This window comes from Streptomyces qinglanensis, assembly GCF_900111245.1.
GTDB classification, from domain to species: domain Bacteria; phylum Actinomycetota; class Actinomycetes; order Streptomycetales; family Streptomycetaceae; genus Streptomyces; species Streptomyces qinglanensis.
In genome coordinates this window covers 164,794-186,375 of record NZ_FOGO01000005.1, presented here as the reverse complement: position 1 = coordinate 186,375, position 21,582 = coordinate 164,794, and the positions used below count along the sequence as shown (strand labels likewise).

Annotated in this window: 18 protein-coding genes, 1 tRNA gene and 1 pseudogene; 11 read left to right on the top strand and 9 right to left on the bottom strand. The window is 72.6% G+C overall.

Annotated features, from left to right (window positions below; all coding sequences use genetic code 11):
• Window positions 1-33: 33 nt before the first annotated feature.
• Window positions 34-695, top strand: a pseudogene (locus BMX65_RS33520) (transposase); the annotation flags it as partial.
• An 888-nt stretch (window positions 696-1,583) separates the two neighbouring features.
• Here BMX65_RS33520 and BMX65_RS13360 read toward each other — a convergent pair.
• Window positions 1,584-1,668 (bottom strand) — tRNA-Leu (locus tag BMX65_RS13360).
• Window positions 1,669-1,807: 139 nt separating this feature from the next.
• On the opposite strand from BMX65_RS13360, the gene BMX65_RS13355 reads away from it, so the two are divergent.
• The 3 genes from BMX65_RS13355 (at window position 1,808) to BMX65_RS32850 (ending at window position 4,709) form a co-directional block, all read left to right on the top strand.
• Window positions 1,808-3,139, top strand: coding sequence for a M20/M25/M40 family metallo-hydrolase (locus BMX65_RS13355; RefSeq protein WP_075000465.1), 1,332 nt, complete (start codon window positions 1,808-1,810; stop codon window positions 3,137-3,139).
• A gap of 256 nt (window positions 3,140-3,395) precedes the next feature.
• On the top strand, window positions 3,396-3,629 hold the full coding sequence (gene chpH / locus BMX65_RS13350; RefSeq protein WP_019356427.1) for a chaplin ChpH: 234 nt from the start codon (window positions 3,396-3,398) through the stop codon (window positions 3,627-3,629).
• Between the two features lie 168 nt (window positions 3,630-3,797).
• A complete protein-coding gene (locus tag BMX65_RS32850) occupies window positions 3,798-4,709 on the top strand; it encodes a chaplin (RefSeq protein ID WP_075000464.1) in 912 nt (303 codons plus the stop codon).
• A 248-nt stretch (window positions 4,710-4,957) separates the two neighbouring features.
• Here the strand turns inward: BMX65_RS32850 and BMX65_RS13340 are convergent, their stop codons facing one another.
• The gene (locus BMX65_RS13340; protein ID WP_075000463.1) at window positions 4,958-5,146 is read right to left on the bottom strand and encodes a DUF5703 family protein; all 189 of its coding nucleotides are present in this window, start codon (window positions 5,144-5,146) and stop codon (window positions 4,958-4,960) included.
• Window positions 5,147-5,193: 47 nt separating this feature from the next.
• Between BMX65_RS13340 and BMX65_RS13335 the strand changes: the two genes are divergently transcribed.
• Window positions 5,194-6,048, top strand: coding sequence for a hypothetical protein (locus BMX65_RS13335; RefSeq protein ID WP_075000462.1), 855 nt, complete (start codon window positions 5,194-5,196; stop codon window positions 6,046-6,048).
• A 45-nt stretch (window positions 6,049-6,093) separates the two neighbouring features.
• Here the strand turns inward: BMX65_RS13335 and BMX65_RS13330 are convergent, their stop codons facing one another.
• The gene (locus tag BMX65_RS13330) at window positions 6,094-8,340 is read right to left on the bottom strand and encodes a helix-hairpin-helix domain-containing protein (protein WP_075000461.1); all 2,247 of its coding nucleotides are present in this window, start codon (window positions 8,338-8,340) and stop codon (window positions 6,094-6,096) included.
• Window positions 8,337-9,392: an aldo/keto reductase gene (locus BMX65_RS13325; protein ID WP_075000460.1), complete on the bottom strand. Its 1,056-nt coding sequence runs from the start codon at window positions 9,390-9,392 to the stop codon at window positions 8,337-8,339. Before BMX65_RS13325 ends, BMX65_RS13330 begins: the two co-directional genes overlap by 4 nt.
• 86 nt (window positions 9,393-9,478) lie before the next feature.
• Between BMX65_RS13325 and BMX65_RS13320 the strand changes: the two genes are divergently transcribed.
• Window positions 9,479-10,531, top strand: a complete 1,053-nt coding sequence (locus BMX65_RS13320; protein WP_075000639.1) for an LLM class F420-dependent oxidoreductase — start codon at window positions 9,479-9,481, stop codon at window positions 10,529-10,531.
• Between the two features lie 326 nt (window positions 10,532-10,857).
• Window positions 10,858-11,649 carry a hypothetical protein gene (locus BMX65_RS13315; RefSeq protein ID WP_075000459.1) on the top strand — a complete coding sequence of 264 codons (792 nt, stop codon included), beginning with the start codon at window positions 10,858-10,860 and terminating at the stop codon, window positions 11,647-11,649.
• A gap of 97 nt (window positions 11,650-11,746) precedes the next feature.
• On the opposite strand, the gene corA is transcribed toward BMX65_RS13315, so the two are convergent.
• Window positions 11,747-12,742, bottom strand: coding sequence for a magnesium/cobalt transporter CorA (gene corA / locus BMX65_RS13310; protein WP_075000458.1), 996 nt, complete (start codon window positions 12,740-12,742; stop codon window positions 11,747-11,749).
• 110 nt (window positions 12,743-12,852) lie between these two features.
• Here corA and BMX65_RS13305 point away from each other — a divergent pair, with 110 nt between their 5' ends.
• The 4 genes from BMX65_RS13305 to mshC all read left to right on the top strand — a co-directional run bounded on the left by BMX65_RS13305 (window position 12,853) and on the right by mshC (window position 16,633).
• Window positions 12,853-13,557: a histidine phosphatase family protein gene (locus tag BMX65_RS13305; RefSeq protein ID WP_075000457.1), complete on the top strand. Its 705-nt coding sequence runs from the start codon at window positions 12,853-12,855 to the stop codon at window positions 13,555-13,557.
• A 75-nt stretch (window positions 13,558-13,632) separates the two neighbouring features.
• Window positions 13,633-14,223 carry a DUF3090 domain-containing protein gene (locus BMX65_RS13300; RefSeq protein WP_019356417.1) on the top strand — a complete coding sequence of 197 codons (591 nt, stop codon included), beginning with the start codon at window positions 13,633-13,635 and terminating at the stop codon, window positions 14,221-14,223.
• A complete protein-coding gene (locus BMX65_RS13295; protein ID WP_075000456.1) occupies window positions 14,187-15,182 on the top strand; it encodes an SCO1664 family protein in 996 nt (331 codons plus the stop codon). The genes BMX65_RS13300 and BMX65_RS13295 overlap by 37 nt, the downstream gene beginning before the upstream one ends.
• Before the next feature lie 221 nt (window positions 15,183-15,403).
• A complete protein-coding gene (mshC, locus tag BMX65_RS13290; RefSeq protein ID WP_075000455.1) occupies window positions 15,404-16,633 on the top strand; it encodes a cysteine--1-D-myo-inosityl 2-amino-2-deoxy-alpha-D-glucopyranoside ligase in 1,230 nt (409 codons plus the stop codon).
• An 87-nt stretch (window positions 16,634-16,720) separates the two neighbouring features.
• Here the strand turns inward: mshC and BMX65_RS13285 are convergent, their stop codons facing one another.
• From BMX65_RS13285 to BMX65_RS13270, 4 genes are all read right to left on the bottom strand, one after another.
• Window positions 16,721-17,707 (bottom strand): PAC2 family protein, encoded by a 987-nt coding sequence (locus BMX65_RS13285; RefSeq protein WP_075000454.1) that lies wholly within the window; start codon window positions 17,705-17,707, stop codon window positions 16,721-16,723.
• Window positions 17,708-17,922: 215 nt separating this feature from the next.
• Window positions 17,923-18,615, bottom strand: coding sequence for a FadR/GntR family transcriptional regulator (locus tag BMX65_RS13280; protein WP_075000453.1), 693 nt, complete (start codon window positions 18,613-18,615; stop codon window positions 17,923-17,925).
• Window positions 18,612-19,763, bottom strand: coding sequence for a glycoside hydrolase family 18 protein (locus tag BMX65_RS13275; protein WP_075000452.1), 1,152 nt, complete (start codon window positions 19,761-19,763; stop codon window positions 18,612-18,614). The genes BMX65_RS13280 and BMX65_RS13275 overlap by 4 nt, the downstream gene beginning before the upstream one ends.
• A gap of 198 nt (window positions 19,764-19,961) precedes the next feature.
• Entirely contained in the window at window positions 19,962-21,578 is a 1,617-nt protein-coding gene (locus BMX65_RS13270; RefSeq protein WP_075000451.1) for a glycerol-3-phosphate dehydrogenase/oxidase, read from the bottom strand.
• Window positions 21,579-21,582 lie beyond the last annotated feature (4 nt).

Genomic DNA, 21,582 nt, shown 5'->3' with positions numbered 1-21,582 from the left:
TAACTGGCAGCCCTTCGCGAAAGGCTGTCAGTCATGCCTCGTCCCTATCCGCCGGAGTTCCGGGCGCGTGCCGTCGCGCTGGTCCGTGCCGGCACGCAGGCCAAGCAGACCGCGGTCGAGCTCGGTGTCCATCCCGTCACGCTGTCGAAGTGGTTGCGGCAGGACGACGTGGACAACGGGCGGCGACCGGGAACTCCGTCGAGCGAGTCCGCTGAGCTGCGGGCTGCCCGCCGGCGGATCCGCGAGCTCGAGACCGAGCTGGGCATCGTCCGGCAGGCGGCGAAGTTCCTCGGCGAGGACACACCCCGCCCAAAAGGCTCCACCCGATGATCGACCGACTCGTCGATGCCGGGGCTCCGGTCGACAGGCGCTGCCGGATCCCCGGGGTCGCCCGGCAGTCCTACTACAAGCACAAGCGCACCCCCAGCACGCCCCGGCAACTGCGCCGCGAGTGGCTCACGGGCCTCATCCGCGGGGTCCACGTGGCATCCCGGGGCACCTACGGCTACCGCAGGATCCACGCCGAGCTCACCATGGCCGTGGGTATCCAGGTCTGCGAGCGGACCGTCTCGGTCCTGATGACGCAGGCCGGTATCCACGGTCTGCCCGGGCCCACCAGGGTCAGACGCCTGCGGGGCGTCGCCACGGCCGAGGACCTGGTCAACCGCACGTTCCACCGCATCCGCCCCAACGAAAACCCGCGTTACACGGGCCACGAAGTATGGAATCGGCAACGCAGGCGAGACGTCCTCGTCGACGTCGAAGACGTTACTTTGGGTTACCGCTCCAAGCTGGAATGGAACGATCCGAGCGATTGGGTGTGGTCGACGGAGGTTGTGCACACTCCTTTGGTCGAACCTGCGATCTTCACCGCCGTGCAAACCAAGCGCCGCGCTCGACGAAGCACTGGCGGAGTGGAACGCAAGCCTCGCCAGCGCAACCGCACCTACGCGCTGGGTGGTCTCATGCGGCACGCGCTGTGCGGACGCAAGATGCAGGGCAACCACAACAACGGAGCTCCGTATTACCGCTACCGCCACACAGCCGAGTACGCCAAAAGCGCGCAGCTCGACCACCCACTCACCGTCTATGTACGCGAGTCCGTCGTCGTTCCGAAGCTCGACCGGTGGATTGCACGCCACTTTTCCCCAGACCGTCTCCCTGACACGCTGCGTAAGCTGCACGCCGCCCAGCAGAGACAACAGGCATCTCCGGACCTTGCCGAGGCGCGTCAAAAGCTTGCCGACTGCGAGCGACGAATCGTCGGGTACCGAGCCGCCCTCGACGCCGGATCGGACCCAGCCTTGGTCGGTCAGTGGATCAACGAGACGCAGCAGGAGAAGAGCGCCGTCGAACAGCGGCTCCGGAGCGCCCAACGGAGCCGCCCACAAAGCATCGCTTCCGAAGCTGAGCTGGAAACCATGATCCGCACGCTCGGTGACATGAAAGACCGGCTCCTCGCAGCCGACCCCGCAGAGAAGCGGCCGATCTACGAAGCTTTCGGCCTGGCGCTTACCTACGACGAACGGCGGCAGGCCGTGACTGTTGAGTCACGACCCGCCGCCGCATGTACATATGGTGTGTGTCGGGAGGGGGACTTGAACCCCCACGCCCTGTAAAGGGCACTAGCACCTCAAGCTAGCGCGTCTGCCATTCCGCCACCCCGACCGGGTGTGCCGCCGGGCCGGTGGGCGGCCTTGCGACGGGTTAAACCTTAGCACCTGATGAGGACTGCGATCACCCGGCTCTTGGGGCGCCGGGGTGCGGGCGGGAGGATGGGGGTCTACCTGCGAGAAGAGGAGGCAGCGTGAGTGCCGACAGTGCCGCGACCGCGAGTGCCGCTAGCGCCGAGAGCGAGGTCGTCGACCTCTGCCGCGAGCTGATCCGGATCGACACCAGCAACTACGGCAACAACGAAGGTCCCGGGGAGCGGGCGGCGGCCGAGTACGTCGCCGAGAAGCTGGCCGAGGTCGGGCTGGAGCCGCAGATCATCGAGTCCAGCCCGGGCCGCGCCTCGACCGTGGCGCGGATCACGGGCGAGGACCCGTCCCGCCCGGCCCTGCTCATCCACGGGCACACCGACGTGGTGCCCGCCAATGCCGACGACTGGACGCGGCATCCCTTCTCCGGGGAGATCGCGGACGGCTGCGTGTGGGGACGCGGCGCCGTGGACATGAAGGACATGGACGCGATGACGCTGGCGGTGGTCCGGGAGCGGATGCGGGCCGGGCGCAAGCCGCCCCGGGACGTCGTGCTGGCCTTTCTCGCGGACGAGGAGGCGGGCGGGGTCTACGGGGCGCGGCACCTGGTCGACAACCACGCGGACCTCTTCGAGGGGGTCACCGAGGCCATCGGGGAGGTCGGCGGGTTCTCCTTCACGGTCAACGAGGACCTGCGGCTGTATCTGGTCGAGACGGCGCAGAAGGGCATGCACTGGATGCGCCTCACGGTGGACGGCACGGCCGGCCACGGGTCCATGACCAACGACGACAACGCGATCACCGAGCTGTGCGAGGCCGTGGGGCGGCTGGGTCGGCACAGGTTCCCGGTGCGGGTGACCAAGACGGTCCGCTCCTTCCTGGACGAGCTCTCCGACGCGCTCGGTGTCGAGCTGGACCCGGAGGACATGGAGGAGACGCTCGCCCGGCTCGGCGGCATCGCGAAGATCATCGGTGCGACGCTGCAGAACACCGCCGCGCCCACTCAGCTCGGGGCCGGCTACAAGGTCAACGTCATTCCCGGGCAGGCGACCGCGCATGTGGACGGGCGGTTCCTGCCCGGACACGAGGAGGAGTTCCTGGCCGATCTGGACCGTCTGCTGGGGCCGCGGGTGCGGCGCGAGGACGTGCACGCCGACCGGGCGCTGGAGACGACCTTCGACGGTGCGCTGGTGGACGCCATGCAGTCCTCGCTGCGGGCGGAAGACCCGATCGCGCGCGCCGTGCCGTACATGCTCTCGGGCGGCACCGACGCCAAGTCCTTCGACGACCTGGGAATCCGCTGCTTCGGCTTCGCGCCGCTGAAGCTGCCGCCGGAGCTCGACTTCGCGGGCATGTTCCACGGGGTGGACGAGCGCGTCCCGGTCGACGGACTCCAGTTCGGTGTCCGTGTGCTGGACCGGTTCCTGGATCAGGCGTGACGCCCACCGGGGCACCGGTGCGTGGCGTTGATCGGCCCGCTGTGACCGGCGCTTTTCCGATCAACGTCCGGATCCTCGCGAGCTTCCCCGGGGTGTTTCCTCCGAAGGGGTGGTGCAGTGGGGCTTGAAATCGACAGCCTGTGCGGAAGTAACCGGGACGGGTGAATGATCTAGTCAGTTCGTAGCCTCATTCCTCCATCCTCGTTACAGGGAGTGCGACCCCCTGCTGGGGTCGTATTGCCAACTAGGAGGAATAATGATCAAGAAGGTCATCGCCGCCGCGGCTGTCACCAGCGGTCTTGTGCTGGCTGGTGCGGGTATGGCCGTTGCCGACTCCGGTGCGCAGGGCGCCGCCGTGAACTCCCCCGGCGTCGTTTCCGGCAACACCGTTCAGGTCCCGGTCCACGTTCCGGTGAACGCCTGCGGCAACACGATCTCCGTGATCGGGCTGCTGAACCCGGCCTTCGGCAACACCTGCGTCAACCAGTGACGTCACGCCTCATCCGACGCGATCGGTGAGGCACGTGGACCTGAGCGGCCCCGGAGCACGCGCCACGCGCTCCGGGGCCCTCGGGTCTCGGGGGGCGGGAGGGCGCGCAGGTGCGCCTCCCCCTGGCCGGTTACCAACAGCCACCACTAGGCGAGGGATTCCAACATCATGCGTCAGGGCACCAGAAAGGGCCTGATCACCATGGCCGCTGCGGGCGGCCTCCTCGCGGTCTCCGGGGGGACCGCATTCGCAGACTCCGGCGCCCAGGGCGCCAGCGCGAACTCGCCGGGAGTGCTCTCCGGCAACACCGCCCAAGCGCCGGTGAACGTCACGGTGAACATCTGCGGCAACACGGTCAACGTCCTAGGGCTGCTCAACCCGGCGTCCGGCAACAGTTGCGGGAACGGCGCCGGCAACGGCGGCAGCCAGCAGGGCGGAAGCGGGGCCCATGCACAGGGCGCCGCCCACGACTCGCCCGGCGTCGGCTCGGGCAACAACGTACAGGCGCCGGTCGACGTGCCGGTGAACGTCTGCGGCAACACCGTGGACGTGATCGGCGCACTCAACCCGGCGCACGGCAACGACTGCGCCAATCCGTCGCACCCGGGACCCACCGACCCCGGGTACCCGGACGAGCCCGGTAACCCCGACGAGCCGGGGAACCCCGATGAGCCCGGTAACCCGGACGAGCCGGGGAACCCGGATGAGCCGGGGAACCCCGATGAGCCGGGGAACCCGGACGAGCCCGGTAACCCGGACGAGCCGGGGAACCCGGACGAGCCCGGTAACCCGGACGAGCCCGAGCAGCCCACCACGCCCGACGAGCCTGGTGAGCCGTCCACCCCGGAGACGCCCACCCAGCCGGGGAGCTCCGGGGAGGTGCACGCTCCGTCCACGCCGGAGACCGTGGCCGCGGCCCAGGTCTCCGACACGCCGGAAGACGCCGGGGACGACGCGGGCGGGGAGCTGGCGCACACCGGTGCCGGCTCGCAGCTCGGCATCGCCGCGCCGGTCAGCCTGGGCATGCTCGCCGGGGGATACGTGCTCTACCGGCGCTCCCGGCCCGCCGCCAAGCGCTGATCAGCGCGCAGCACCGACTCCCGGTGCTGTGATCGACCGGCACTCCGCGACCTGACGCGCGGGCCGGTGCTCCGGCGCCGCAGCCGTGGCAGCAGCGCCGGGCAAGTCGAGGGAACGGGCTCCGCACCGCCGGGCCCGTTCCCTCTCGGCTGCTCTCCCCTCGGTTCTCCCGCCGGCTTTCCCCCCTCGGTTCCCCCGCTCCGCGGCGACGGTCATCCCTTCGCCGTGCGGCTACCCGCGACCGGCGGTCACCAGGTCGGGCGAAGCTGGCGGATGATGCGGCGGCGGAGCCGCACCCGGCGGCTGCCGTCCGGATACAGCCGGGTGCGGGCCAGTTCCCAGTGCCCGTACTCCGCCTGATCGGTCAGCAGTTGGGTCGCGGCCTTACGGGAGACGCCCCGCGGGACGTACACGTCGCGAAATTCGTATTCCGGCATCGTCTCTATTGTGCGTGCGCACCCCGTCTGCCGATAGCGTCTGCACTATGTCTGATGCTGCGCAGCCCACCGCTGCCGACGTACGCGCCGCCGCCGAAGCGGTCAAAGCCGCGCTGGACCGGCACCTCGAAGCCGTCGAGCGCCGCGCGGGGGAGCCCCGGGTGCCTGCCGGAGCGGGCGGTGCGGGTGAGCGGGACGCGTCGTCGGCGGAGCAGTACGCCGCCGAACTCGACTCCGCCGTCTATGCCGCCTTCGACGCGCTGGCCGCCGCGGGGGAGACCTACGACGAGTTGCTGTACGAGGTCTATGACGAGGTCACCCCGTTCGAGATCCCCAGCAGCGAGAGCCTGCCGACCTACACGGGGCCCGATGTGCCCACGGCGCTGAGCGTTCTGATCCGGCGGGACTATGTCATCTCCGAGCCGCACCGGCTGCAGGCCCAGGCCGAGCGGATCACCGAGCTGGACCCGGATTCCGCCGAGGACGAGCGGTTCGAGGGCGCGGCACCGAGCAACAGCGTGCACGCGGCGCTCGGTGTGCTCTTCGGCGAGTTCGAGCCGGACGAGATCGCCACCCGCCACAAGGAGTTCGGCTTGGAGGAGGGGGACTCCACCCTCTGGGTCACGGCGGTCGACGAGCCCGCCGAGCCCGGTGAGTGGCTGTCCGCCCCGTTCGACCAGGCGGACCCGCAGCGCGTGATCTGCCGTTTCGACGTCTCCTCCGTCTTCGACGAGGACGAGGAGGACCTGGTTCTCGAGGCCCGCAGCGAAGGCGAGGAAAGCGAGGACGGCGAGGAAGGGGACGACGAGGACGGCTACGACGAGGAGGGCGACGACCAGGACGACTACGACGAGGACGGTGACGGCGCCGACAGCGGCGTGTCCGCCGCCCGCCGCAGGTAGCGCGGGCAGCACGGCGGATCGCTCCGGCGTCGCGGCCGTTCCGGCTCAGCCGTCGTCCGCCTCCGCCGCTCGTACTGCCTCGGCCGTCTCCGCCGCCCGCGCCGCTTCGGCGGCGCGGGCTGACTCGGTCAGCAGCGTCCGCAGCCGGGTCGTCCGCTCCCGTGCCGCGGCCGAGGCCACCGCGCGGGGGAGCGCGTCGCCCGCTCCGTGCACGACCGACAGATGGCGCTCGCCCCGGCCGAAGGCCGTGTAGACCCACTCCCGGGTCAGTGCCTCCGTGGCATCCCCGGGCAGCACCACGACGGCCGCGGGCCAGCGGATCCCGGCGGCCTGGTGGGCCGTCACGGCCCAGCCGTGCCGCACCGTTTCGGGCACCCGCTCCGGCGGGACCGTCACCCGGCGGTCCCCGCAGGCCAACTGGAGGCCCTCCGCGCCGGCCGAGGCCACCGTGCCGATGCGCGTGCGGCCCGGGGCGGGGGAGTGGGCGACCCGGTCGCCGGGGTCGAAGCCGCCGAAGCGGCCCGGGCCCGGGTTGAGCTGCTCCTTGAGGGCGGCGTTGAGCGCCCGTGTGCCCGCGGAGCCGCCGTGCCCGGGAGTGATCACCTGGGTCTCGGCGGACGGGACGCCGAGGGCGCGGGGCACCGAGTCCTTGACGAGCTGCACCGTGCGGTGCACGGCCTCACCGGGGTCGGCGACCGGGACGATCACCACCTCCTTGCCGGGGGCCGCCACCTGGTTCAGTTCTCCGATGCCGACGCCCGAGACCAGCTCGCCGATCGGCCCGGGGTCCGGGGTGCGGGAGGCGACGTGCGGGCAGTACCGGGCCGCCAGCAGGTCCCCGAACACCTCTCCGGGGCCTGCGGCGCCCAGCACGCCCGGGTCTCCGCTGAGCAGCAGTCGGGCCCCGTCCGGCAGCGCCTCCAGCAGTGCCGCGGCCGTCTCCGCGTCCAACTGCGGCGCGTCGCAGACGGCCAGCAGGTCGACGAGGAGCGCCCCGTCCGCGTCCCGTTCCGGCCCTTCCGTGCCCGCGAGGACCCCGGCGACGGTGGCGCAGTCCGGGGCCGGGACCGGGGCCGGGGCCGGAGCGCCGCCGTCCCGGTCGCTGCTGTCCGGGTCGCTGCTGTCCGCATGGCTGTCCCGGCAGGAGGCCGGATGCTCGGCGAGGAGGCGGGCCATGCGCTCCCGGGCCTCATCCGTATGGGTGAGGACCGCGGCACGCAGCCCGAGTGCCCCTGCGGCGGCGGCCACGGCGGCGACCTCCGCGCGGGACGCCTCACCACCGGTATGGGTGACCAGTCCGCTTCCGGCCACCGCGCGGATCAGCTCGCGCGCCGAGGAGGTGGGGGCGCTCTCGGCGGCAGCCGCCCAGCCGTCGTCGGCCGCGCCCCCACTCGGCGCGCGGTCCGCCGTGTCCGCCGTGTCCGCCGTGTCCGCCGTGTCCGCGGGATCCGCGGGATCCGCCGTATCCGCGGCGCCTGCCGCCTCCGCCGGACCGGCCGCCGAGGCGCCCGCCGTCTCCGCGGGCGCGAACGTACCGGCCAGGCGCGCGAGCCCGTCGGCGAGGCTCTCCTCCGCGAGCGCGTACCGGTCCAGGCCCACCAGGACGGTGACCGGGCGCTCCTCCTCGACGTCGTTCTCGTTCATGGCCGAGGCGACCGGACCCGCGTCCAGTGCGTCCTCGAAGACCAGCACGGCCCCCGCCTCCACGGCCTGCCGTACGGCCTCCTCCGGGTCCGGTACCGCATGCCCGGACAGGCCCCGGCCCAGGGCCTCCGGTGTCAGCACCGTGTCGCCCCGCAGTGCCGCGCGCTCCAGCAGCCGGACCACCAGCGCCACCGCGCGCCGCGGGTCGCCCGGCCCGGCCTCGTCGCCGAGCAGCGCTCGGGCGAAGCCGTCGGCCTGCTCGGGGAGCACCCCGGGGACCGCGAGGAGCTGCCAGGGGTCGGTGCGCAGCACGCCGTCCGCGCCTTCCCCGAGTGTCTCGGCCACGCGCTGGGCCAGCCCCTCCGGGGCCCCGCCCTCGGCCAGCAGGGCGCGCACCTCTTCAGGGACGGTGACCGGGCCGTCCTGCCGGCCCGGGCGCTCCGTACGTCCTGGCGGGGGCATCGCGGCGGGACCCCCGCCGGCACGGCCGCCCGCGGCGCCGGACTCCGGACCGCCCGGCTGCGCCCGGGGCCCGCTCCGGGCGGCCGGCCCGGCGGCGGGCTCGTTGAAGAAGGAGGTGGCGGAGCGCTCACCGCTCTCCACCGCGCGGACGGCCGCGAGGAGTTCGGCTGCCTTCTCGTTGCTCACAGCTCGCTCCAGTCATGGTCGGGGTAGCGGTGCACGGGGGCCGAGACGTCGTCCAGGGCCGCGCGGATTTCGTCTGGAAGACTAAGGCCCTCCACCGACAGCGCCTGCGCCAACTGCTCCGCCGTCCGTGCGCCGACGATCGGCGCCACCACCCCGGGCCGGTCGCGGACCCAGGCCAGGGCCACCTGGAGCGGCGGCAGCGCGAGCCCGTCGGCCGCTGTGGCCACCGCGTCGGTGATCCGGGCCGCGGCCCCGTCCAGGTACGGCTCCACGAACGCGGCCAGCCGCTCGGAGGCGCCGCGCGACCCGGTCGGCGGCGGGCCGGGATCCCGGTACTTGCCGGTCAGCACGCCGCGCCCCAGGGGCGAGGAGGGCAGCAGCCCGATGCCGAGATCCCGTGCGGCGGGCAGCACCTCCCGCTCGACGCCGCGCTGCAGCAGCGAGTACTCCATCTGGGTGGCGGCCAGCGGCTGCCGCACTCCGGGCGCGGCCCGCTGCCAGGTGCCCGCCTTGGCGAGCTGCCAGCCGGAGAAGTCGCACACCCCGGCGTAGCGGGCGCGGCCGCTGCCGACGGCCGTGTCGAGTGCCTGGAGCGTCTCCTCCAGCGGCGTGTACGGGTCCCAGGCGTGCACCTGCCACAGGTCCACGTGGTCGGTGCCCAGCCGGTCGAGGGAGGCGTCCAGCGCGGACAGGAGGTGGCCGCGCGAGCAGTCGAAGGGGCGGTGCGGATCGGGCACGCCCCCGGCCTTGGTGGCGATCACCAGGTCGCGGCGCGGCACCAGGTCCTGCATCAGCCGCCCCAGCAGGTGTTCGGCCTCGCCGTCCCCGTACACATCCGCGGTGTCCACGAGCGTGCCGCCCGCTTCCCAGAACGTCTTGAGCTGGTCGGCGGCGTTGCGTACGTGCTGGTCGTGCCGCAGGTGCGCCTCGTGTCCCGTGCCGGGGTCCGCGCGCTCGCCTCCGCCGGTCCCGCCGCTGCGCGCCCAGCTCAGAGTGCCCAGTCCGATCCGGGATACGCGCAGGCCAGTGCGGCCGAGGTGCCTTCGCTCCATGGGCGTTGAGCGTAGTTGTGGCAGGCGTTAGAGTCCGGGGGTCAGGGACATTACTGATCAGTAAGGGAAGTGGGTGCGGGATGGGGATGCGACTGGGCATCAACCTCGGCTACTGGGGTGCCGGGATGGATGCGGACAACCTCGCCGTCGCACAGGAGGCCGACCGGCTCGGCTACGACGTGTGCTGGGCGGCCGAGGCGTACGGCTCGGACGCCGCTACCGTGCTCACCTGGGTGGCGGCCCACACCGAGCAGATCGACGTGGCCTCCGGGATCTTCCAGATCCCGGCTCGGGCGCCTGCCATGACCGCCATGACGGCCGCCACGCTCGACTCGCTCTCCGGCGGCCGTTTCCGGCTGGGCCTGGGCGTCTCGGGCCCGCAGGTGTCCGAGGGGTGGTACGGGGTGAAGTTCGACAAGCCGCTGGCCCGCACCCGCGAGTACGTCGAGATCATCCGCCGCGCCATGTCCCGGGAGCGACTGTCCTACGAGGGACAGCACTGGACGCTTCCGCTGCCCGGCGGACCCGGCAAGCCGATCAAGCTGACCGTCCACCCGGAGCGCGAGGAGATCCCGCTCTACATCGCGGCGATCGGCCCCAAGAACCTGGAGCAGACCGGCGAGATCGCCAACGGTGTGCTGCTGGTCTTCTTCTCCCCGGAGCACGCCGAGGAGACCACGCTCCAGCATCTGCGGGCCGGCCGGGAGGCCGCGGGCCGGACGATGGAGGGCTTCGACGTGTGCCCGACCGTCCCGATGGCCGTCGGCGACGACATCGACGCGCTCGCCGACCTCTTCCGCCCCTACACCGCGCTCTACGTGGGCGGCATGGGCAGCCGCAAGCAGAACTTCTACAACAAGCTCGCCCAGCGCATGGGCTACGAGAAGGAGGCCGCCGAGGTCCAGGAGAAGTACCTGGCCGGGGACAAGGAGGGGGCCGCGGCGGCGATCCCGCGCGAGCTGATCGACTCCACCACCCTGATCGGCCCCGTCGAGCGGATCGCCGAGCGGATGCGGGCCTACGCGGACGCCGGGGTGACGACGCTCTCGCTGGCCCCCGCCGGGTTCTCGCTGGAGGAGCGGCTGGCCGGGCTGCGTGCCGGGGTCGACGCGCTGGAGCAGGCCGGGGTCGCCGCCTAGCGGCAGCGCGCAGGAATCCCGCCCGGGCCGCTTCGTCGGATCCGAGCGGCACCCGGCCGTGCTGCCGGGTGCGAGGGCGCCGTACAGCCCGAAGGCGTAACGCGCCCGAAGAATTCTGCGGCCGTGGTGGGGGCTCGGGGCGACCCCGCCACGGCCGTCATGGAGCACAACGCGGCCCGGCCGGTGCGGTTACGCCGGCGGGTCGCGGGGCTCCCGCGTTCGGCGCAGCCGGACCGCTCACGTGTTGCCTGTTCGCGTAAGCGGCATTTGACTCGTTCTTCGCGGATGTCGTGCTGTATGGGAACTCGTGCACGGAGGTGGCGGCGATGCTCTCGGCCAGGAGTCTGTTCCAGGAAATCCTCGACAACGACGAGTCCTTCCGGCTCTTCTGCTCGATCGCCGCCAGCGGCGAGGCGCAGGGCGGCTGGGAGAACGGCCGCATCGCCGCGCTCGTCCCCGACAGCGCCCGCCACCTCGCCCCCAAGATCGTCCGGCACGGGGCCGACGAGGACAAGCACGGCCGCATCTTCCTCGCGCTGCTGAACAAGCGCGGCCTGGAGGCGGCCGAGATCCCCGACGACACCGACTACACGATGATCCTGGAGGGCCTCGGGATCGGCCTGGCGCACGAGAAGCTGCGCCGGGACGAGCCGCTGACCGAGCACGACGTGCTCGCCTACCTGGCCCACAGCCGGGTCACCGAGCAGCGCGCCTCCGAGGAGATGGCCCTGCTCACCAAGGCGGTCGGCGACCACCCGGAACTCGGCCGTGCGGTGCGGATGATCTCCCGGGACGAGGACGACCACCTCGCCTACTGCCACGAGGAACTGCTGCGCCTGGCCCGCGCCGGGCACGCCCGCACCATCCACGCCCTGCTGCGCGAGAGCGCGCACGCCGAGATCAAGGTCTACCGGGACGTCAGCCTGGCCGTCATGAGCCGGATGGCCCGCATCCTGGGCTGGTCCGGGCTCCGGTACGGGCTGGTCGCGCTGGGGATCCACGGCCGGTACGGCTGGGAGCGGCTGGGCGGCTGGCGCCGGCTGGTCGCCCTCCGGATGCCCGAGCGGCGCGACGCACTGGGCACCGGTCAGTCGGGCGCGGCGGCCGAGTACGTCTGAGCCCCGCGTACGCCTGAGCCCCGCGCCGACCGCCGCCGGCACACGCCACCCCGGGGAGCGGGAACCAGGGCTGCGCCTCCGCTGCTGTGCGGAGACGCTAGAACCAGTCGCGGCGTTTGAAGATCCGGAAGAGCACCACGCAGATCGTCACCATCAGCAGCAGGGTCACCGGATAGCCCCACACCTGGTGCAGCTCCGGCATATGTGCGAAGTTCATCCCGTACACCCCCGCGAGGGCCGTCGGCACGGCGAACATCGCCGCCCAGGCGGAGATCTTGCGCATGTCGTCGTTCTGCCGCACCCCCATCTGCGCCAGGTAGGCGGACAGGATGTCCGTCAGCAGCCGGTCGATGGACTCCACCTGCTCGTTCACCCGCGAGAGATGGTCGGCCACGTCCCGGAAGAACACCCGCGCGTCCTTGTGCACGAAGGGGACCCGGGCGCCCGTCAGCCGGGTGATCGGGTCGGTCAGCGGCGTCGTCGCCCGGCGGAACTCCAGCGCCCGCCGCTTGAACTCGTAGATCCGGCTCGCCGTGTCCCGGCTGCCTGCCCGGGCGTTCCGGGCGAAGACCGTGGACTCCAACTCCTCGAGGTCGGTGTGCAGTGCCGCCGCGACCTCCAGGTAGTGGTCGACCACGGTGTCGCTGACCGCGTACATCACGGCCGTGGGACCGTGCCGCAGCACCTCCGGATCGCCCTCCAGCCGGGCGCGCACCGATCCGAGCGGGTTGGTCCGGCCGTGCCGGACGGTCAGCACGAACGAGTCGCCCACGAACACCATCAGCTCACCGGTGCTGAGTGTGCTGTCGCCCTCGTCGTAGTCCACCGGCTTGAGCACCAGGAAGAGCGAGTCCGCGTAGATCTCCAGCTTCGGCCGCTGATGCGCGTGCAGCGAGTCCTCGACGGCCAGCGGATGCAGTCCGAAGTCCCGGGTGACGCGGTCGAACTCGGCCTCGGTCGGCTCGTGCAGACCGATCCACAGAAACGTCTCGGCCGCGGACCGGGCCTCCCGCAGCGCCGCCGAGAAGTCCTCCGGGCGCTCGGCTCGGCGCCCCTGCCGGTAGAGCGCGCAGTCGACGATCACTTTTCGCATTCTGCCCTGCCCGGGCCGTCGCACAACCGGAAGCCGCCACGAGAACCAGAGAGGGTGCCGCCACGAGAACCACCCGGCGCCGCCGACAGCGCCTCGCTTAGGGTTGCGGCATGCCGACGCTGATCCTCGTACGCCATGGCAGGTCCACAGCGAACACCGACGGACTGCTGGCCGGCCGCACCCCCGGAGTCGCCCTGGACGGACACGGCCAGCAGCAGGCCGCCGGTCTGCCCGGCAGGCTCCGCGACCTCCCGCTGGCCGCCGCGGTCAGCAGCCCGCTGCGCCGCTGCCAGGAGACCCTCGCGCCGCTGACCGCGGCCCGCCCCGAACTGCCCGTGCACACCGAGGACCGCATCACCGAGTGCGACTACGGCGACTGGTCGGGCCGCAAGCTCGCCGAGCTGAACGACGAGCCCCTCATGGCCACCGTCCAGGGCCACCCGTCCGCCGCCGCCTTCCCCGGCGGGGAGTCGCTGCGGGCCATGCAGGCGCGCGCCGTGGACGCGGTCCGCGACTGGAACGCCCGCATCGCAGCCGAGCACGGCGCGGACGCCGTCTATCTGATGTGCTCGCACGGCGACATCATCAAGTCGATCGTCGCGGACGCGCTGGGCATGCACCTCGACCTCTTCCAGCGGATATCCGTCTCCCCCTGCTCGGCCACGGCCCTCACCTACACTCCGCTGCGCCCCTTCGTGCTGCGGCTCGGCGACACCGGGGAGCTGGCCTCCCTCGCGCCACCGGAGAAAACGGGCGAGCAGGGCGGCTCCTCAGGTGCGGGGGAGGGTGACGCGACCGTTGGCGGAAGCGCATGAGCACGATGATCGGAACGCACAGTAGGGTGCGGATGTCCGAAGCCACTCAAGCTGTCGAACCCAACGGAGCAGAACGTGTCCCGTCAGGTATTTCTGTACGACCCGCCGGACCGGTTCGTCGCCGGTACCGTCGGTCTGCCTGGCCGCCGCACCTTCTTCCTCCAAGCCAGTGCGGGCGGCCGCACCACCAGCGTGGCCCTGGAGAAGGCGCAGGTAGAAGCGCTCGCCGAACGGATCGACGAGCTGCTGGACGAGGTGGTGCGCCGCTCCGGCGGCAGTGCGCCCGTGCCCGCCGTCGCCCCCTCCGAGGTCGATGACACCGGGCCGCTGGAGAGCCCGGTCGAGGAGGAGTTCCGGGTCGGCACCATGGCCCTGGCCTGGGACGGCGACGGCGAGCGGATGGTCGTCGAGGCGCAGGCCATCGTGGAACTGGAGCCCGGCGAGGACGAGGACCTGGCCGACGCGGAGGAGCGGCTGCTCCAGGACGACGAGAACGGGCCCCCGATGCTCCGGGTCCGGATCAGCGGGAACATGGCCCGCGCCTTCGCCAAGCGGGCGATGGAGGTCGTCAACGCGGGCCGTCCGCCGTGCCCGCTGTGCAGCCTGCCGCTCGACCCGGAGGGACACGTATGTCCGCGCCAGAACGGATACCGCCGGGGCGAATGAGCGGCACGGCACCGGCCGCCGAGGCCACCCGCGAGCTGCTGCGGCAGGGCACGCTCACGGTGCGGGGACAGATCACTGCCGCGTCCAACACCGTGCTGTTCGGCACCGTCGAGCACGAGGGCAGCAGCCTGCCCTGCGTCTACAAACCCGTCGCCGGTGAGCGGCCGCTGTGGGACTTCCCCGACGGCAACCTCGCCCGGCGCGAGGTCGCGGCCTACGAGGTCTCCCGCGCCACCGGCTGGGATCTGATACCCGCCACCGTGCTGCGGGACGGCCCCTACGGCCCGGGCATGTGCCAGGCGTGGGTGGGCGAGCCGCCGGACACCGCCGATGACGACGACGGGGACGCACCGTCCGGGGAGGCGGCCGAAGCCGCGTCGGACAGCGGGCCGGAGAGCGGGCCGGACGGTGAGCCGGAGAGCGGGCCGGAGGAGGAGCCGGCACCGCTGCTCGCGCTGGTCGACGGCGAGGAGCCGGGTGAGGGCTGGAAGGCGGTCGGTTTCGCGGACGTCGGCGGCGGCCGCACCGCGCTGCTCGTGCACGCGGACGACCCGCGGCTGCGTCGGCTGGCGGTGCTCGACGCCGTGCTCAACAACGGCGACCGCAAGGGCGGCCATCTGCTGCCCCGGCCGGACGGCGCGCTGTACGCCATCGACCACGGTGTCACCTTCCACGTGGACGACAAGCTGCGCACCCTGCTGTGGGGCTGGGCGGGCGAGGAACTGACCGGTGAGGCCGTCGAGGCGCTGCGCAGCCTCGCCGCCGCGCTCTGCGCCGACCGCGCCGCCCCGGTCGGCCCTGCGGACGCCGCAGAGGCTCCGCTGGCGGCGCGGCTGGCCGAGCTGCTCACTCCGGCCGAGGTGCAGGCCGTGGGCAAGCGGGTGGAGGCGCTGCTGAGCTCCGGACGGCATCCGCTGCCGAGCGGTGAGTGGCCCGCGATCCCCTGGCCGCCCGTCTGACCTCCGGCCGCCCGCGCTCCGGCCCCCTGGAGTCCGCCGCTTCGGCCCCCGGAGTCCGCCCGCTCCGGCCCCCGGAGTCCGGTTGCCCTCCGGCTCCGGAGTCCGGCCGCACCCGACCCTCGGACAGTTGTGCGAGCCCGGGACGGGTCTGTGGGCCTGCCGGCCTCGAACGGCGTCCATCCGGACGGATACGGAACACCAGTCCGGGTTAGGCTCAAGGCATGCATGCCTGGCCCGCTACCGAGGTCCCCGTCCTGCCTGGACAGGGCCGCGACCTCGACATCCACGACACCGCGACCGGTGGCCGAGTGACCCTCACCCCCGGTCCTGTCGCCCGCCTCTACGTGTGTGGCATCACCCCCTACGACGCCACCCACCTCGGACACGCGGCGACCTACAACGCGTTCGACCTCGTACAGCGCGTGTGGCTCGACACCAAGCGCCAGGTGCACTACATACAGAACGTCACCGACGTGGACGATCCACTCCTGGAGCGGGCGGCCGCGACGAACATCGACTGGACGGCGCTCGCGGAGCGCGAGACCGCGCTGTTCCGCGAGGACATGACGGCCCTGCGGATGCTGCCGCCGAAGCACTACATCGGCGCCGTGGAGTCCATCCCGCACATCGTGCCGCTGGTCGAGCGGCTGCGGGACATGGGTGCCGCCTACGAACTCGACGGCGACATCTACTTCTCGGTCGAGTCCGACGCCCACTTCGGAACCGTCTCGCACTACGACGCAGAAACGATGCGGCTGCTGTCCGCCGAGCGCGGCGGCGACCCCGAGCGCCCCGGTAAGAAGAACCCCCTCGACCCGCAACTGTGGACGGCGGCCCGGGAGGGCGAACCCCACTGGGACGGCGGCACGCTGGGCCCCGGACGGCCCGGCTGGCACATCGAGTGCGTGGCGATCGCGCTCGAACACCTGGGCATGGGCTTCGACGTCCAGGGCGGCGGATCCGATCTGGCCTTCCCGCACCACGAGATGGGCGCCTCCCACGCACAGGCGCTGACCGGCGAGTTCCCCTTCGCGCGCTGCTATGTGCACGCGGGGATGGTCGCGCTGAACGGCGAGAAGATGTCCAAGTCGAAGGGCAACCTCGTCTTCGTCTCGAAGCTGCGGAAGGACGGCGTCGATCCGGCCGTCATCCGGCTCACCCTGCTGGCGCACCACTACCGCGCCGACTGGGAGTACACCGACGCGGTGCTGGAGGCGGCGCAGCAGCGTCTCGACCGCTGGCGTTCGGCCGTCTCGCGGCCGGACGGCCCGCCCGCCGAGGCCATGCTGGAGGCGGTACGGACCGCGCTCGCGGACGACCTCGACGCTCCCGCCGCGCTGGCCGCCGTCGACGCGTGGGCCGAGCAGCAGGCCGAACGGGGCGGCACCGACGAGGGCGCTCCCGGACTGGTCTCCCGCACGGTCGACGCGCTGCTGGGCGTCGCGCTGTAACCGTCCGCTGTTTCCCGCCTCCCGGCCGATCCCGCGGCCGGGAGGCCCGTCACCTCCGGGCCGTGCGGCGCCGCGACGGCCCGCCGGTCACTCCTCCTCGTCCGGCTCACCGGGCCGCGGCGGCTCGCCGCCGGGCTTGGGCGGCGGGGGAGGGGGCTGGTGCCCCGGGTCCCGCAGCGAGGGGGACGTGCCGGGCACCGAGCCGCCGTCGGCGGAGCCGGAACCGTCGCGGTGCCGCAGGTAGCGCTCGAACTCCTTGGCGATGGCCTCTCCCGAGGCTTCCGGCAGTTCGGCCGTGTCCCGGGCCTCTTCCAGCGACTGGACGTACTCGGCCACCTCGCTGTCCTCCGCCGCGAGCTGGTCGACACCGATCTGCCAGGCCCGGGCGTCCTCGGTCAGTTCACCCATCGGGACGCGCACCCCCAGCAGGTCCTCCAGCCGGTTGAGCAGGGCGAGCGTCGCCTTGGGGTTGGGCGGCTGGGAGACGTAGTGCGGTACGGCCGCCCACAGACTGGCCGCCGGCACGCCCGCATGGGTGCAGGCTTCCTGGAGGATGCCGACGATCCCGGTCGGCCCCTCGTAGCGGGATTCCTCCAGGTTCATGGTGCGGGCCAGGTCGGAGTCCGAGGTCACCCCGGTGACCGGGACCGGCCGGGTGTGCGGAGTGTCACCGAGGAGGGAGCCCAGCACCACCACGAGCTCGACCCCCAGCTCGTGCGCGAACCCCAGGATCTCGTTGCAGAACGAGCGCCACCGCATGCTCGGTTCGATGCCGCGCACCAGGACCAGGTCGCGCCGCCTGCCTTTGCCGTCCGCGTCCTCGACCCGGACGACGGACAGCCGCGTGGTGGGCCAGGTGACCTTGCGGACACCGTCCTCCAGGAAGACCTGCGGGCGGTTCACCTGGAAGTCGTAGTAGTCCTCCGCGTCCAGCGCGGCGAACACCTCGCCCTTCCACTCCCGTTCCAGGTGCGCGACCGCGCCGGACGCGGCGTCGCCCGCGTCGTTCCACCCCTCGAACGCGGCCACCATGACTGGGTCGACCAGCTCGGGAACCCCCTCCAGCTCGATCACCCAGTGCCTCCTCAGCTCGCTGTCGCCTGCGGCCGGCGATACCGCTGCGGACTCCGTTTCCCGGACCGCCGCCGGCCGTTTCGTGCGAGGCCCAGCCTACGGCGTGCGAGCACGCGTCCCGCAGCCCCCGCACGCCCCCGATCCGGACCCGCAGCCCGCCGGACCCGGCAGGTCCCGGGGCCGCACCGGTCCCGGGGAGGCGGCGGTGTCCGGTGTCACAGCGCCGAGCGAAGCCACTGCTCCACGCCCGCGATGTGCACGGTCGACCAGGAGCGTGCCGCCTCCGCGTCGCCGGTACGCAGGGCCGCCAGGATCTGCCGGTGTTCGTGCAAGGTGCGGCTGACCGCGTCCTGCCGGGTCAGCCCCTGCCAGACCCGGGCCCGGGTGTGCGGGCCGGACAGGCCGTCCAGCAGCGAGCCCAGTACGGAGTTGCCGGAGGCGGCCGCGATGCGCCGGTGGAACTCCAGGTCCGCGGCGACCAGTTGTCCCACGGACGGCTCCGGGGCGGGTGCGGCCAGCTCGGACTCCAGCGTGTCCAGCTCGGACTCCAGCGCGTCCAGCTCGGCCACCGCGATCCGGGTGCCCGCCAGCGCGGTGGCCGCGGGCTCCAGGATGCGGCGTACGGCCAGGAGTTCCAGGACGGTGTCGTCGCGGTGGAAATCCACCACGAAGCTCATCGCCGCCAGCAGCACCTGCGGATCCAGGCTGGTCACATAGGTGCCGTCGCCCTGGCGTACGTCGAGCACCCGGATCAGCGCCAGTGCGCGGACCGCCTCCCGCAGCGAGTTGCGCGACAGGCCCAGCTCGGTGGCCAGTTCGCTCTCCCTGGGCAGCCGGTCGCCGGGGCCCAGCGCCCCTGAGACGATCATCCCCTTGATCTTCTCGATCGCCTCGTCCGTGACGGTCAACGCTGCCTCCCCTGGGCATCCGAAGTCTGTGTGTGCCGTGCTCCCGCGGGTGCGGCCGGCGCGCCCCAGCCGCGCCGGTAGGCGCGCCAGTCCTGCTCCGTCGCCGCGAAGTCGACGTAGAGCGCGACGCCGAACCGCGCACGGTCGCGGTCCTCGCGGCCGAGCCCGAGCCGTACCCCGCGCACCGCGGCGGCCGCGGTCTCGGCCGCGGCGTGATGGCCCATGCCGTCCGTGTGGTAGAAGGGCAGCCCCATCAGCACGTCCACCCGGGCGGGCGCCGCCTCCAGCGCGAGGGCCGTCTGCTGCGCCACATAGCCGCCGTACAGGCTCTCCGCGGGCAGCGCCGTGTCGTAGGACATCACCGCGATCTGGTCCACCCGCCGCGCGACCTGGCCGAAGTACTCCTGCGACCACCACTTGCCGTGTCCGAAGACGCTGCCCGAGACGTGGTGCAGCCCCGGCAGCGGGTCGATCTGGTGCGCGGCGACCGACAGCACCCCGTCGTGCGCCCGGACCACCGGGCGCAGCCGCTCCAGCAGCCGCAGATAGCCGGTGTCCTCCGAGCGCAGCGGCTCCAGGTCGAAGTGCACCCCGTCGAAGCCCGCCGCCAGCATCTGCCGGGCGCTCGCCACCACCGCGCTCCGGGTCTCCGGGTCGGCCGTGCGCAGGCCGCCCTCCGCGTCCGGGCCGTAGGCGAGCCGGTCCCCGAGCCATGCCTGGACCCGCACTCCGGGCAGTTCCCGCTCGACGGCCTTCAGCAGCCACTCCGTACGCGGGTACCGCTTCTTCGGCAGCGAGCCGTCGTGCGCCAGCGGCCCGGTGTGGACGTACAGGTCGCGGATGCCGGTGCCCGCCGTCCGCCGCTTGAGTGCCGCGAGGTCCTTCTCGTCCCGGCGCCCGTCCACCCAGGCGTGGCCCAGCCACAGTGCGTCCCGGCCCCGGGAGCGCGCCTCGGCGGACACCTCCCCCGCGTAGCAGGCGCGGAGCGCCGCCGCAGCGCCGGCGGTCGGCAGGACGAGGAGGACCACGAGCGCCAGTGCTGTCCACCCCGCGGCCCGCCGCGCCCGGGTGCGCCCCGGCATCCGCAGGCGGCGGCGCACGGGTCGTGCCGCGGGCGTCGCGCTGCCCGCGTTCGTCTCGCCTTCCATGCGGAGGACAGTGCCACGCCGCGCCGCGCGACCGGGCGGTGGGAACCCGCTCGTTACGAACTTGCCGAACTGGTGATCCCATGTGCACAACGTCACGGCGCGCGGGGCGGATCGCGCCCGGACAGCAGCAAGGGGGGCGTACGCCGTCGAACGGCGTACGCCCCCCTGCTGCGCGCTGGAGTGCGCTGGAGTGCGGCGTCAGCCGCGCTGCGCGAGCAGCTCCTCGATCCGGCCGCGGACCTTCTCGTCGTCCAGGCCGCGGATCGTCAGGGTGGTGCGGCGGCGCGCCACGTCGTCCACCGTCTCGGCCCACTCGTGGTCGCGTGCGTAGACGACCTGGGCCCAGATCTCCGGCCCGTCGGGGTGGATGCGCTCGCCCAGCGACGGGTCCTCGTTGACCAGCCGGGCGATGTCGAAGGAGAGCGAACCGTAGTGCGTGGCCAGCTGACGGGCGGTCAGCGGGTCCATCCGCACGCCCGGCTCCCGGTCCGCCAGCAGCCGGTGCGCGACCGCGTTCGGGTTGGCGATCCCCGGCAGCGGCGTCCGCCGCACCAGGTCCTTGACCGGCACCGCGCTCTCCATGGACGCCGCGAGCGCCCCGCCGGGCAGCTTCTCCAGCTTGTCCATCACCGTGCGGCCGATGTGCCGGTAGGTGGTCCACTTGCCACCGGCGACCGACAGCATCCCGCCCCGGCCCTCGGTGACGACAGTCTCCCGCTTGGCCGACTCCACGCCGCCGGGGCCGCCGGGCAGCACCCGCAGCCCGGCGAAGGCGTAGGTCATCAGATCGCGGTCCAGGTCGGCGTCCCGCACCGAGAAGGCGGCCTCGTCCAGGATCTGCTGGATGTCGGCCTCGGTCGCCCGCACGTCGGCCGGGTCTCCGGTGTACTCCTCGTCCGTGGTGCCCAGCAGCAGCTGGTCCTCCCACGGCAGCGCGAAGGTGATGCGGTACTTGTCGATGGGCGTGGCCATCGCCGCGCCCCACGGCGACTTCTGCTTGAGGACCAGATGCGCGCCCTTGGACAGCCTGATCGAGGGCGCCGCGCCGCTGTCCTCCATCGTCCTGAGGTGGTCCACCCACGGGCCGGTCGCGTTCAGCACCAGCCGCGCGTCCACGCCGAACTCGGCACCGTCGGTGCGGTCCCGCAGCTCGGCGCCGGTGACCCGGCCCCGGGTGAAGCGCAGCCCGGTGACCTCCGCGTGGTTGAGGACCACGGCGCCCGACTCCACGGCCGCGCGGACGGTCATCACGGCCATCCGCGAGTCGTTCATCTGGTGGTCGCCGTAGACCGCGACCGCCTTGAGGTTGTCGGTGCGCAGCGCCGGGTTGTCGGCGGCGGCCTTCGCCGGGGAGATCACCCGGCCGACGCCGTCGCCGAAGGCGGACAGCGCCGAGTAGGCGAAGACGCCCGCGCCGAGCTTGGTGGCGCCGTGCGGGCCGCCCTTGTAGACGGGCAGGTAGAAGGTGAGCGGGTTGACCAGGTGCGGGGCCACGTCCTTGGCCAGCACCCGGCGCTCGTGGTGGTTCTCCGCGACGAGCTTGACCGCGCCGGTCTGCAGGTAGCGCAGACCGCCGTGCACCAGCTTCGAGGACGCGGAGGAGGTGGCGCCGGCGAAGTCGCCGGCGTCCACCATGGCCACCCGCAGTCCCGACTGCGCCGCATGCCAGGCGACCGAGGTGCCCAGGATGCCGCCGCCGATGACCAGGAGGTCGTACGTCGCGTTCGCGAGCAGCCCTCTGGTCTCTGCGCGGCCAGGGTTGCTGCCGGCAGTCGGGTGCGTCCCGAGGGTGGGGACGCTCTGCGAGGTGTTCATCGCT